The organism is Rhizobium sp. BR 317 (genome assembly GCF_047445835.1).
GTDB classification, from domain to species: Bacteria; Pseudomonadota; Alphaproteobacteria; order Rhizobiales; family Rhizobiaceae; genus Rhizobium; species Rhizobium paranaense.
In genome coordinates this window covers 106475-119088 of sequence record NZ_JARWLB010000008.1, presented here as the reverse complement: position 1 = coordinate 119088, position 12614 = coordinate 106475, and the positions used below count along the sequence as shown (strand labels likewise).

The following is a 12614-nucleotide window of genomic DNA, read 5'->3' as shown; positions in this document are numbered from 1 at the left end:
TTTTTCGCGTCTAAATGGTCGAGCTATCCGGCTCTGCCAAAGTAGCGGCGGCGTCAGCCCGTCAGTTGGGTCAGAAGCAATCCCGGCAAAGGCTAGCTGATTTCGTCCGGAATAAAGCCGCCGGTCTGGCGTTTCCATAGCCGGGTAAAGAGCCCACCCTGTTCGACCAGTTTATCCGGCCTGCCTTCTTCCACGATGCCCCCTTGATCGAGCACGACAATTCGGTCCATCCGGGCAATGGTCGACAGGCGGTGTGCGATGGCAATCACCGTCTTTCCGTCCATCACCAGGTTGAGCTTTTCCTGGATGGCGGCCTCGGATTCGCTGTCAAGGGTGGAGGTCGCCTCGTCTAGCACTAGGATAGGTGCGTCCTTCAACAGAACACGCGCGATGGCGACACGCTGGCGCTGGCCGCCGGAAAGCTTGATACCGCGGTCGCCGACGAAGGCATCGTAGCCCTCGCGGCCGTCGCCATCGGCAAGTTCGGCAATAAAGACATCGGCATTTGCCATCGTCGCTACCCGTTCGATCTCGTCCTGCGTCGCCTCCGGCCGGCCGTAACGGATATTGTCGCCGACCGAACGATGCAGCAGCGCGACGTCCTGCGCGATGACCCCGATATTGCGGCGAAGGCTTGCCTGCGTGACCGTGCGGATGTCCTGCCCGTCGATCAAGATCGCGCCGTCCCCTATGTCGTAGAAGCGCAATAGTAGGCTGACCAGGGTGGTCTTGCCGGCTCCTGAAAGGCCGACCAGGCCAACCTTTTCGCCGGGCCGAACCGTCAGCGACAGCTCGTTGATCACCTGCCTGCCGGACTTGTAGGCGAAGCGAACATCTTCGAAACGGATTTCTCCGCGGCTAACCTGCAGGTCGGTCGCGTCTGGCCGGTCGATTATGCTGGGCGGCGTCGTCATCACCGGCATGGCGTCCTTGATTGTGCCTATCGCCTGGAAGATCTGCTGGCCCATCTGCAAAAAGGTGAAGGTTTGCCCGGACAGCCGTTGGAGGATGTAGACCGCGGCGACAAACTGCCCGACTGTCAGAAAGCCATTGACGAGGCCCGAAAACCCGATCGAAATCATCCCCAGCCAGAGCGCCATATTGAGCACCACGACTGTTAGTTCGGCCGTTCGGTAGATGCGCTGTTCCTTGTGTTGCGTCCCGACGGCCTTTTGAATGATGCGGCGAATGGCGCCCGCTTCGCTGTCTTCGGCCGCGAACTGTTTGATCATCTGCATGTTGCTGTAGAGATCGGTAATGGCGCCGGAGACGAGGCTGCGCCGCTTGGCGGAGCGACGCGAGCGTTCCACGAAAGTCGGCACCAATCTGACGGAAAGCGCAACATTGAGCATGATCCATACGAGGACGGGCAATGCGAGTTGCCAGGACAGGACACTCAGCAGGATCATCGAGCCGACCATCTGAAAAAGGAAGCGCGGCACCCATTGGAAGGCGGTAATGATCTGCTGCTGGACCGCGGAGGCCACCTGCGACAGGCGCGAGGCGACTTGTCCAGCAAAAAGATCATGAAAAAAGGCGAGATCCTGCCGCTCCACCGCCTTGTGACCCTGCCATTGGATTGCAGCAGGCATGGCGATTGTGAGCGTATGCGAGGTGAGCGTGTTCAAAAGGAACGAGGCAACGGGCATGCCTGGAAAGATGAGTAGACCGAGGACGACAAGCAGTGGCCATTCGCCATGCAGGAACGCGACGGCACCCTTTTGCGTTACGCCATCCACGATGACCGAAAGCCCCCAGACGATCGTCAGATTGATGGCCTCAACCGCGACGGAGGAAAGCGCCAATGCGATCAGAACGCCGCGGAACATCGAGATGAAGTGCAAAAGCACGGCCACAGGGCCGCTTGAAGGCAGTGGCTGGTAGGGGATATCGAGCGGCCGGATGAGCTTTTCGAAGGGACTGTAGATCGCATCTGAAATCGACATGGGCCGCTCGGTCAAAAATCGGGAGGAAGGCGAGGGCAGTCAGCTACGCGGGCCGCATAGGACCATCTTCAGTCTGCAATCTCAATTGGAAGTTTTGATGGGTGTAAGTAACGGGTGTCGCGAGTCTGGGTCTAAGGTCGGCGACAAGATCGAAAGGCAGGCAGCCAGACGAGGTCGCAACTAAAGCCTCGGTAATGCGCTTTCGTGCACTCTGATCCGCCCCGGCTCAGGTCCTGCATATACATTCTGGGACCGCGAACGGTCTCTACACGCGACCCGTTCGGTATCGGTCGACGAGATTTCGACATGCACGGATCGTTAGTGCCATGACGGTGAGCGTCGTGCCGGCGATGCCGCTGCCGGGGAAGGCGCTGGCGTCCGTGACGATGACATTGGGTGCGTCCCAGAGTTGGTTGTAGGGGTTGAGCACCGAATTCTGTCGGTCATTTCCCATGCGGGCGCCGCCCGTTTCGTGGATCGCCGCGCCCATGCACATCGTTTTGCGGAACCATTTTCGGAACATGAAGCGGCTGAATGGATCGGCATCGGGGAAGGCGCCGTGTCCCATTTCCCTAAGACCGGTGGGGGATCCGATGAACTCGAGATCGCCGTCGACGCTGTGCACCATGTCGATGAGCACCTCTTCCTGCTGGCCGAGAAGCGCATGCTCTTCTTCGCCCATGACACAGCGGATATGGGGAACGGGGATGCCCCAGGCATCCTTGCGCCGGGCATTGAGCGTGATGCGATTGTCGGCGTAGGGCAACATTCGGCCGAAACCGAAGAATGCTAACCGCGCTGAGCCGTCGTGCGGCGTCGGTGCGCGGCCGATGCTGCCCTGATAATCGAAATCGCCGCGGCCGGCATCGTCGGGTCCAAAACGCGGCACAAAGATGCCACCGGATGGATTGTAGAATGGGTCCGTTGGAGCCGAGTCGTCGGCCGCCCAGCCCTTTGCCTTCGAAAAGGAGCCAAAGGCCAGGCACGGCAGCTGGTCCATGAAATAACGCCCGAGCGCACCAGAGCTGTTGCCCAATCCTTCTGGATGCCTGGCGGATGCCGAATTCAAAAGCAGCCGCACGCTTTCGATCGGCGAGGCAGAGAGCACCAGGAGACCAGCATGCGCGGTCTCGACCTTGCCGGTGATGCGATCGACGAACTCGGCGCCGGTTGCCCGGGTACCTTGCTCATCCGTCGCAATGCGGCGGACGATGGCATCGTGGCGAATGGTCAGCCGTCCGGTCGCGAGCGCCTCGCGCAACGGCTTCGGCGTACGCTCTGCGTCCGGCGCGATATAGCGCCAAGACACAACGTGCCGGTGCGGCCAGCGACCTTCCACTTCGCTCTTGAAGATTTGTTCGGCCGGCGTGAGTTTTGCCGGACGCGCATAGACGCCGTCCGGCAGTGTCTCGACGCCGTCAGGATTGCCATAGAGCCCAAGGCTGGATTCAACCTCCTCGTAATAGGGCACGAGATCGTCATAGCTGACCGGCCAGTCCACACCTTTGCCTGTGCGCGACTGGATCTTGAAGTCGTCATCCGTCCAGCGCAGCAGCACGCGACCGAAGCTGTGCAGGCGACCACCGCCCTGCCGGCCACGAATCCACAGGAACGGCGCATCCCTCGGGGTTGTGTAGGGGTTTTTCCGGTCGTTGACGAAGAAATGGCTGAAACGCTCGGTGAAGAAGGCGGCGCGCGCCTGGATGGGCTGGCCCTTTATCGTGGCGCGTGCGCGCTCCCATATGTTGATGCTGCTGGCCGGCAGCTTCTTGCGAGCCGGATCGAAATCCTTCCGGCTCACTGCGGGACCAGCTTCGAGCAAAAGCACTGAGAGCCCCTGAGCGGTCAATTCCTTGGCGGCGAAGGAGCCGGCAGCGCCCGAACCGATCACCAACGCGTCGTAGACAGTCTGAGACATGGGTAGCTTCCGTATGGGGTGAAAGTGGCTTTAGAGGCGGGCGCCGTCAGCGTCGAAGAGGGAGGCTTTGGCGACATCGAGCCCTGGCTTGATCGCCGTGCCCGGCTGGAGTGCGGCGTCCCCCATGATGCGGTAGGAAAGACTTTGTCCCGCCCAGTCGAACCACAACACGGTGTCTGCTCCCATTGGCTCGACGACCGAGACGATGCCGGGAATGGAAGGCCAATCGCTCGCGGCGCCATCCGGCGCGATGTGTTCCGGCCGGATGCCGAGCGTAGCAGGACCTGGCGCGACGGGTGCCAGAAAAGGATAGTCGGTCAGGTCGATGGTCAGGTCGTTGCTTTCAAAGACCGGGGCCTGCGCCTTGATTGCGATCTCGCCCTTGATGAAGTTCATCGCCGGCGCGCCGATGAAACCGGCGACGAAAAGGTTGGCGGGGCGATGGTAGATCTCGGAGGGGCTGGCAAGCTGCTGGATTACGCCGTCCTTCATGATGGCAATGCGGTCGGCAAGGGTCAGCGCTTCGACCTGATCGTGGGTCACGTAGATCATCGTGTTGCCGAGGCTCTGATGCAGCTTTTTGATCTCGACGCGCAATTCGTTGCGTAGCTTGGCATCGAGATTGGAAAGCGGCTCGTCGAACAGGAAGACGTTGACCTCGCGCACCAGCGCGCGGCCGATTGCGACACGCTGGCGCTGACCGCCAGACAATTCAGAAGGCCGGCGGTCGAGCAGTGTGTCGAGATGGAGAAGCGAAGCGGTTCGGGCAATGCGCGCCTCGATCTCGGCCTTTGGAAGCCCCGCAACGCGCAGGCCGAAGGATAGATTCTTGCGCACCGACATGCGTGGATAAAGCGCATAGGATTGGAAGACCATGCCGATGCCGCGATCCTTCGGCTCGGCCCAGGTGACGTTCTTGTCGGATATCCAGATCTCGCCGTCGCTGATATCCTGAAGACCCGCGATCGTATTGAGCAGGGTCGACTTTCCGCAGCCGGATGGTCCGAGCAGCACTAGGAATTCGCGTGGTGCGATATCGATCGACATCTTCTCGATGACGGTGTGATCGCCATAGGCAATCTTGAGGTCCTTTACGGATACGGCAGGCTGCATTGCGTTATCCTTTGACGGCGCCGGCGGCGACACCACGCAGGAACCAGCGGCCGGAGAAGAAATAGATAGTGAGTGGAACAATGGCGGTCAGGATGGTGGCGGCCATGTTCACATTGTAGGCGCGCTCGCCCATGGTGGTATTGACGATGTTGTTGAGTTGCACCGTCATTGGCAGATTGTCCCGTCCGGCAAAGACCAGGCCGATCAGGAAGTCGTTCCAAATGCCGGTGAACTGGAAGATGGAAGCGACGACGACCATCGGTACCGACATGGGCAGCATGATCTCGACGAAGATCCGCCAGAAGCCGGCGCCATCGACGCGGGCGGCCTTGCAGAGTTCTTCGGGTATGGCGACGAAATAATTGCGGAACAGCAGCGTCACCAGCGGCAGGCCGAAGATCACGTGAACGAGGACCACGCCGGCCACCGAATTATAGAGGCTCATATTAGCGAGCAGCCGCACCAGCGGATAAAGGAAGATCTGATAGGGGATGAGGCCGCCGGCCATCAGCAGTCCGAAGAGCAGGCCCGAGCCTCTCGGCCGCCAGAAGGAGAGGGCATAACCGTTGATCGCGCCGATGAAGACGGAAATCGCCACAGCCGGCACGGTTATCTTGACCGAATTCCAGAACCCGATGCGCACGCCAAGGCATTGCGTTCCCATGCAGGCTCCCGACCATGCGGTCTTCCATGCATCGAAATCGATGGCTGCCGGCAGGGCGAAGATGTGGCCCTCCCGGATCTCTGCCATCGACTTCAGTGAGGTGACGAGCATCGTATAGAGCGGCAACAGGAAAAACAGCGCCGACAGGATCAGGAAGGCGTAGAGACCGATCTGGCCGACGCTGAGCCTGGACGGCTTGGGGCCGCGAGGATGGGGGCGGGTTGTCATCAATGCGCTCCCCTTCTTCTGGCGCGCATGGCGAGCGCATAGCGGAACGGGGCGACGGCCATGACGACGGAAAGCACCAACACGGTGGCGCCGGCGCTGGCAAGCCCGAGGTTCTGGCGTTCGAACAGGTTGTCCATGATGAATTTTGCCGGCACTTCGGTCGAATAGCCTGGCCCGCCGCCTGTCTGCGCGACGATGAGGTCGTAGGTCTTGATCACGCCCATGGAAAGCAGCATGCCCGATGCGGCAAGCGCCGGCTCGAGCTGCGGCAGGATGATCGAAAGATAGATGCGCCAGATCGGAATGCCGTCGATCTGCGCGGCTTTCCATTGCTCCTCGCCGATGCCGCGCATGCCGGAAAGCGCGATGACCATGACAAGTCCGGCCCCCTGCCAGACGCCGGCGAAGACGACGGTATAAATCGCCATGTCACGATTGACGATCCAGTCGAACGCGAAGCCTTGCCAGCCGAGCGCTCTGACGGCGGCCTGAATGCCGAGGGTAGGGTTCAGCATCCATTGCCAGATAAGGCCCGTGACCACGAAGGACATGGCATAGGGATAGAGGAATATGGTACGGAATACGCTTTCGAAACGGACCTTGCGGTCAAGGGCGGCCGCCAGCACGAAGCCGAGGACGAGGCAGCCTGCGACATAGAGAACGCCGAAGATCAGCACATTTTCCAATGATGCGAGCCAGCGTGAATTCTTAAACAGCCTGGCGTATTGGGCAAAGCCGACATAGTTGGACGACGGGAAGATCGTCGAATCCGTGAAAGACAGCCGGACCGACCAGACCATGGTGCCGATATAGACGAAGATTGCGGCGATCCATGTCGGCAGGAGTGCAAAGGTCGCAGCAAGGGAACGTCTGCGCTTGGCTTGCATCGGCAAACTCTCTCAAAAGGAATGGGCTGAGCCGACCGGCGGGATCCCCGGCGGTCGGCGCATGACGAGGCCCTATTCGAAGATCGCGAAAAACTTCGCGGCGCCAGAGGCGCTGTCTTCGGAAGGGTTGGTCCAGAACTCGTCGACGAAGTCGTTGAGTGCGCCGGCCTGCTGCGGAGAGAGGATCAGCGCCTGATCCGGGACGATCTTACCGGCGCTCATCAGCTCCAGTCCCTTCTGGGCACAAACATCGAGCTTCGACTTGTCGACGTCGCTGCGCATCGGCACGGAGCCCTTCTTAAGCGAGAATTCGACCTGCACGGCCGGATCCATGGCGACTTGGGCCAGTAGCGTCTGTCCTTGCTGTGAAGCCGCATCGGCGATCTTCGGGAAGGAGAAGGAATCGGCGACATAAACCATACCCGGCGATTGCGGAGCGAGCATGCAGCCATAGTCCTTGCCGAGCACCTTGCCAGCGGCAACGAATTCGCCCTTGGCCCAATCGCCCATGAATTGCACGCCGGCCTTTCCGGTGATGACCATGGCGGTGGCGTCATTCCAGTTCCGGCCTGCTGCACCTTCATCGACGTAGCTACGCAGCTTGCCGAGAATATCGAGCGTCTTCTTCACGCCTTCCGTCGATGCGTCGCCCTTGTCCTTGTCGACGTAGATCTTCAGGAAACCGTCAATGCCGACCTGTGTCAGCAGGATCATGTTGAAGACCTTGGATTCCTGCCAGGATTGACCGCCCCAGGCAACTGGAAGCACACCGGCGGCCTTAAGCTTGTCGAGAGCCGCGAAGAATTCGTCCCAGCTCTTGGGCTCTTCGTTCACGCCGGCCTTGGCGAAGGTCTCTTTGGAATAGAACACCCAGCTTTCGCCATGGGCGCCGGTGGGGGCAAGATAGACCTGACCATTGTATGAGATGAGGTCGGCGATCGATTTCGGCAGGACATCAGCCCATTTTCCGGCTTTCGCGATGCCATCGATCGGGGTCAAAAGGCCCTGATTGACGAAGTCCGCATTGGCGAGGCCAAGCACGGTTTGCTTGGCGGCCGGCGGATCGCCCGCGACCAAGCGATTCTGAAAAGCTGCGTCGGCGGCGCCGAAACCAGCGATGGACGAATCCTTCCAGACCCCGCCGCGCTTTTCAAATTCCTGCTTGATGACGTCCAGAGCCGCCGCTTCTCCGCCGGAGGTCCAGGAGGTCATCACCTCGGCTTTTGGATTGTCTTCGGCACGGGCCGAGGAAATGGCTGCTGAGAGCACGGTGGCTCCCACCAGTAAGAGCTTCATTGTGTTTTTCATCGTTCCACCTCTTCAAGAAAGCCCTCTTGCCGGGGCTTTTGGTTTTCGGGTCATGAAATCAGCGATAGGTCGGCAAAAGCGCCTGCCGCACGAGCTTGAGCCCGTTTGCGATGTCGGCGACCGGATCCGGTGCGGCATCGAGTTCGAGAATGGCCCAGCCCTCATAGCCGCGGTCGCGCAACAACCTGATCCAGCCTGGCCAATCGACGCGGCCGAGTCCGAAGCCGCAGAAATAGGGGTGATGGCGATCATGGATGTGTTCATCGATCGGGGTATTGGCCGGCATAGGTCCGAGTGCATCCTTCCAGTGGGCGATGATCATGCGCTCGTGATGACGCTCGACAACCTGCAGCGGGTCGGAGCCGGCAACGATGATATGGGCCGTGTCCGGGCACATATGCACGTAGGCCGGGTCTGTCAGCAGCATCAGCAAATCGACATCGCGGGAGGCAGCGAAGATCGAGTGCGCCTCGGTGTGGAGGGCCAGCCGCACACCCCTGGTATAAAGAGTAGCACCGAGACGATTGAGGAAATCGGCAATCTTGCGCGCCTGCTCGAAATCGAAGAACCGTACCGGTTGAGCGCCGAGCGTCTGACGCAGCGGCGCGCCGATGACCATGATCTCGCTGCCGCAGGCTTTGAGGAATTCAGCGTATTTCTCAGCCTTTTCGATGATGGCGGCCTGTGCGTTGGCCTCCGTAAAATCGCCGGCCGCTTCCAGCTCTGCGAAAAAGCCGCTCGCCAGTGTCAGTCCGCGGCTGGAAAGCTCGGCAGCGAAGGCCTCGCGTGAGCCATAGGTTTTCGTCGCGTCCTGCCAGTTGAACGGCGAGAAGGTCAACTCCACGCCGCTAACGCCGGAAGTCTGCGCAGCATCAAGGATCTTGTCCCAAAAGGCGCGAGGTTCGCTTCGGGAGAGTGCAATGATGCCGTCGTAATCCTTCACGCCCCAAAAGCCTGGGTGAAAAAAGGTGACGAGATCGACGCCAAAGCGAAGCCGTTCGGTTGAGATCATGACGCTATCCGTTCTCCGGGCACAGAGGATCGGTTGCGGAATCGAGGTCCGCAACAAGTAATCCATAATGATTCCAAGGCACTGTTATTGGCAATCGTTTGCCATGCTCAGATAGTAGACAAGTCGTTTTTTTATGCAAGCGATTTTTGGCAATCGTTTGCTATATGGCTACGATTGCCGTAGCATCCGGCGCAGCAGGCATCGGGAAGGATGGAAAAAATTGAAAAAAAACAAAGGCGTGCCGGTGGAGCAATCAGGGCCTTTGATGGCGGATGTCGCGCAGCTGGCTGGAGTGGCAATTTCCACGGTCAGCCGCGCACTTGCCAATCCTGGGCGCGTCAATGAGAAGACGCGCGCCAAGATCGATGCGGCGGCCAAGCAATTGGGCTACACGCCGAATGCGATGGCCCGCGGCCTCAGGGTCGGCAAGTCGAACACCATTATGATCATTCTGCCGGGTTCTCTCTATTACGGCGCTTCCCAGGTCATCCCGCAGGTGCTGCAGAGCATCAATAAGTCTCTTATCAAGGAAGGCTACAATTTGATGATCGCCAATCTCGGCCGCGATGAAGCTTCCGAAAGACATATTCTGGATCTTGCTTTTGGCGGAACTGTTCGCGGCGCGATCATTCTGTCATCCAAACTGCCAGAAATAGATGGACGTTCTCTCGCCAGCGCTGGCCTGCCGATCGTCTCTATGCTGTTGGACATGAGCGATGCAGGCCTGCCCAGCGTGGTGACGAACGACCGCGAGGCTATGCAGGACGTGACTGCCGATCTTATCCGTCTCGGCCATCGCCGTTTTCTCTATCTTGCTGGCCCAGAGGGCAATTATCACGATGTCGAGCGTTATGGAGGCGTCCTTGAGGCGTTAGAGAAGGCGGGATTGTCCGAATCTGCGGTGGTCCGGTCAGGCGGCAATCTGGATTATCAGCAGGGTTTCGACATCGGGGTGCAGGCGGCCGATGATTTTGCTGGTCTTGCGGATAAACCGACCGCCGTCATCGCGACCAGCGACGATATGGCAATTTCTTTCATGAGCCGGATGCAATGTATGGGGCTGAGGATCCCGGACGACCTCTCAGTCGTCTCTTTCGACGGTTCGCCCGTTTGCGCATTCTGCTCGCCACCGCTTTCGACCATCGAGCAGCCCGTCGAGGAAATGGGCCAGGCGGCAGTCGCCCTCCTGCTGGCAGCCATCGATCGGCCGGAGCAAAAGCTGGAGATGCGAAACGTCATTCGCAGCCGATTTATTCAGCGTGAGAGCATGGCTGCCCCCGCATAACGGGGTGTGAAAGTCGACATGGCCTGGCCATGGATCGTCCTGCAATGGGAGTTCTCACGGACCTCGGAACAAGATGCGCTTCTGGCCATTGGACGTTTCATGAAGACCCACGCTGCGATCGCGATTCTCATGCTCCCGCTGTCGTTCGGCGGTGCAGCCGCGCAAGCGCTCGGCCCTGAGACGATCAACACGGCGTCGCTCGCCTCCGTCGCGCCGGAGCGTCCTGCCAAGGCATCCAAGGAGCCGGACCCTTCGATCATCCGTCTCCAGGTGCTGCTCGATCGAGCCGGCGCATCTCCCGGCGTGATCGACGGCTTCTATGGAGACAATGTCAGCAAGGCTATAGCGGGCTTCGAGGCGCTCAATCGCCTTCCAGCCGATGGGAAGCTCGATCCGGATGTGGTCGCCCGCCTCGAGAGCGACGCGCCGATCACCCAGACTTACCGCGTCACGCCGGAGGATGCCGAGGGACTGGTTGACCACATTCCCGACGATTACGGTGAAAAAGCGAAGATGAAGAGCATGGGATATACCAGCGTGGCGGAGCGGCTATCGGAACGGTTTCATATGGCCACCGGCCTGCTGAATAAGCTCAATCCGGGCTCGGACTTTGCTCCTGGCAAGACGGTTTTGGTCGTCTCGCCCGGTTCGCCGAAGGAAGGCCGTGTCAAGCGCATCGAGATCAACAAGGGAACCGGCCAGGTCATGGCCTATGATCGGAACGACGCATTATTGGTAGTCTATCCAGCAACGATCGGCAGTGAGGACAATCCTTCGCCGTCAGGAACCCACAAGGTGAAAGGCGTCGCAAGGATGCCGATCTATCGGTACGACCCGAAACTCAACTTCAAACAGGGCAAGAACAAGAAGGTTCTGATCATACCGAAAGGGCCAAATGGGCCGGTCGGCAGCGTATGGATCGATCTGGACAAGCCCACATACGGAATTCATGGAACCCCCGATCCGGAACTCATCGACAAGGGGCAGTCGCACGGGTGCGTCCGCCTGACAAACTGGGACGCCGAGGAATTGGCCGGTATGGTCAGGCCTGGAGTCGTCGTCCACTTCGCCAATTGAAGCCTCCATTGCCCTTCAGACGCCGGAGCGGGGCGTCAAGCCAGTTTGAACACGGCCGCAGGCTTTGAAACTCCGCGCAACTTGAAATCTCCCAGTCGCTCGCATGCGAGGCCGCTGGCCGCTGCAAAGCTTTCGGAAAGCAGGAGATGTTGCTGAAGTTCGTCGCAGAGTTTTTCGAGCCTGGATGTCTCGTTGACCGCCGGGCCGATTACCGTGAAATCCAGTCGGCCGCGCGCGCCGACATTGCCGTAAAAAACTTCTCCGAGATGCAGTACGATATCGATGTCGACGGGCGGACCAGATCGGCGGAGGCCGTCATCGTTCAGAGCCCTGTTTGCCGCAAGAATGTGCTGAGCGGACGCAACGGCATTCCGGCACGCCTCATTCGGGGAATCGATATCGGCGGGGAAGATTGCAAGAACGCTATCTCCCATGAACTTCAGTATCTCGCCATTGTGTTCCTCGACATTCTGCCCGACCAGTTCGAAGCGCTGGTTGAGCATGGCGACGATCTCGTCGCGCGAATGCGATTCCGTCAGGGCGGTGAAGTTGCTGAGATCGGCCAACAGGATTGCCGCGTGAAGCGCGCCACCTGCGCCTCTTTGCGTCTCGCCGCCCAGGATGTGCACGCTGGTTCTTGCGCCGGTATAGACTGCCAACATATCAGTTGCCGTCTTGGTCGCGGCCATGCGGTAACAGGTCAGCCCGAGACTCGGCAGCAGCGCCTTTAGCGTTTCGAGATGCGCATCGGAGAAGCCGATGAGACGATCGGTGGTCACCGAGAAGGCCATGCCGCGCAGAGCAACTTCCGTGGGAAAGGCTACGAGATTGATGACGTGGTCAGTGCCGCCCTTTTGCAGGAGCTCGGCCAGATCAGGATATAGCTCGACACCTTCGCCCCGCGAGATTTTCCACCTGCCGAAAAGCAGGTCGTTTTCCAACAGATAAAAGACCGGTGCGCGGGCAAAGCTTTCCTCGCTGGCGCTCCCATATTCGTCATTCTCGGTGACGGTCTCCGCACCCCTCGTAAAGCTTGCCATGACTCCACGGTAAACGGGGTGAATTGACGGCATTGCGATGCTCGCCTGCCATAAAGGCAAGCCGTCCGCGATCAGCCGCCGACAGAGTCCGGCGATGAGGTCGCCAATATCGTTGCAGGCCATACCCTGTTGGATC

10 protein-coding genes are annotated in these 12614 nt (G+C 59.6%); 2 read left to right on the top strand and 8 right to left on the bottom strand.

The features are described 5' to 3' along the window. Positions 1 to 92 precede the first annotated feature (92 nt). The 7 genes from QD357_RS14875 to QD357_RS14845 form a co-directional block, all read right to left on the bottom strand. The gene (locus QD357_RS14875) at positions 93 to 1946 is read right to left on the bottom strand and encodes an ABC transporter ATP-binding protein (RefSeq protein ID WP_414124508.1); all 1854 of its coding nucleotides are present in this window, start codon (positions 1944 to 1946) and stop codon (positions 93 to 95) included. 265 nt (positions 1947 to 2211) lie between these two features. Beyond that, positions 2212 to 3864, bottom strand: a complete 1653-nt coding sequence (locus QD357_RS14870; RefSeq protein ID WP_414124507.1) for a GMC oxidoreductase — start codon at positions 3862 to 3864, stop codon at positions 2212 to 2214. Between the two features lie 30 nt (positions 3865 to 3894). Then, a complete protein-coding gene (locus QD357_RS14865; protein WP_183938485.1) occupies positions 3895 to 4977 on the bottom strand; it encodes an ABC transporter ATP-binding protein in 1083 nt (360 codons plus the stop codon). Between the two features lie 4 nt (positions 4978 to 4981). Next, positions 4982 to 5869 carry a carbohydrate ABC transporter permease gene (locus QD357_RS14860; RefSeq protein WP_183938486.1) on the bottom strand — a complete coding sequence of 296 codons (888 nt, stop codon included), beginning with the start codon at positions 5867 to 5869 and terminating at the stop codon, positions 4982 to 4984. After that, a complete protein-coding gene (locus QD357_RS14855) occupies positions 5869 to 6756 on the bottom strand; it encodes a carbohydrate ABC transporter permease (RefSeq protein WP_414124506.1) in 888 nt (295 codons plus the stop codon). Before QD357_RS14855 ends, QD357_RS14860 begins: the two co-directional genes overlap by 1 nt. A gap of 72 nt (positions 6757 to 6828) precedes the next feature. Then, positions 6829 to 8064, bottom strand: coding sequence for an ABC transporter substrate-binding protein (locus tag QD357_RS14850; RefSeq protein WP_183938488.1), 1236 nt, complete (start codon positions 8062 to 8064; stop codon positions 6829 to 6831). Positions 8065 to 8122: 58 nt separating this feature from the next. Beyond that, on the bottom strand, positions 8123 to 9076 hold the full coding sequence (locus QD357_RS14845; protein WP_414124505.1) for a sugar phosphate isomerase/epimerase family protein: 954 nt from the start codon (positions 9074 to 9076) through the stop codon (positions 8123 to 8125). A 220-nt stretch (positions 9077 to 9296) separates the two neighbouring features. On the opposite strand from QD357_RS14845, the gene QD357_RS14840 reads away from it, so the two are divergent. Together QD357_RS14840 and QD357_RS14835 are read left to right on the top strand one after the other, a co-directional pair. Continuing rightward, positions 9297 to 10361 carry a LacI family DNA-binding transcriptional regulator gene (locus tag QD357_RS14840; protein ID WP_183938490.1) on the top strand — a complete coding sequence of 355 codons (1065 nt, stop codon included), beginning with the start codon at positions 9297 to 9299 and terminating at the stop codon, positions 10359 to 10361. A 99-nt stretch (positions 10362 to 10460) separates the two neighbouring features. Next, positions 10461 to 11438 carry a L,D-transpeptidase family protein gene (locus tag QD357_RS14835; RefSeq protein ID WP_414124595.1) on the top strand — a complete coding sequence of 326 codons (978 nt, stop codon included), beginning with the start codon at positions 10461 to 10463 and terminating at the stop codon, positions 11436 to 11438. Between the two features lie 35 nt (positions 11439 to 11473). Here QD357_RS14835 and QD357_RS14830 read toward each other — a convergent pair whose 3' ends face one another. Next, complete coding sequence (locus QD357_RS14830; RefSeq protein ID WP_246451255.1) at positions 11474 to 12478, bottom strand: adenylate/guanylate cyclase domain-containing protein; 1005 nt, start codon at positions 12476 to 12478, stop codon at positions 11474 to 11476. Between the last annotated feature and the right edge of the window lie 136 nt (positions 12479 to 12614).

What these genes read in the sequence shown, in the direction of transcription:
- QD357_RS14870 (WP_414124507.1), bottom strand. Translation starts at nt 3,864, where the DNA reads ATGTCTCAGACTGTCTACGACGCGTTGGTGATCGGTTCGGGCGCTGCC.
- QD357_RS14830 (WP_246451255.1), bottom strand. Translation starts at nt 12,478, where the DNA reads ATGGCAAGCTTTACGAGGGGTGCGGAGACCGTCACCGAGAATGACGAA.
- QD357_RS14855 (WP_414124506.1), bottom strand. Translation starts at nt 6,756, where the DNA reads ATGCAAGCCAAGCGCAGACGTTCCCTTGCTGCGACCTTTGCACTCCTG.
- QD357_RS14865 (WP_183938485.1), bottom strand. Translation starts at nt 4,977, where the DNA reads ATGCAGCCTGCCGTATCCGTAAAGGACCTCAAGATTGCCTATGGCGAT.
- QD357_RS14835 (WP_414124595.1), top strand. Translation starts at nt 10,461, where the DNA reads ATGAAGACCCACGCTGCGATCGCGATTCTCATGCTCCCGCTGTCGTTC.
- QD357_RS14860 (WP_183938486.1), bottom strand. Translation starts at nt 5,869, where the DNA reads ATGACAACCCGCCCCCATCCTCGCGGCCCCAAGCCGTCCAGGCTCAGC.
- QD357_RS14875 (WP_414124508.1), bottom strand. Translation starts at nt 1,946, where the DNA reads ATGTCGATTTCAGATGCGATCTACAGTCCCTTCGAAAAGCTCATCCGG.
- QD357_RS14850 (WP_183938488.1), bottom strand. Translation starts at nt 8,064, where the DNA reads ATGAAAAACACAATGAAGCTCTTACTGGTGGGAGCCACCGTGCTCTCA.
- QD357_RS14845 (WP_414124505.1), bottom strand. Translation starts at nt 9,076, where the DNA reads ATGATCTCAACCGAACGGCTTCGCTTTGGCGTCGATCTCGTCACCTTT.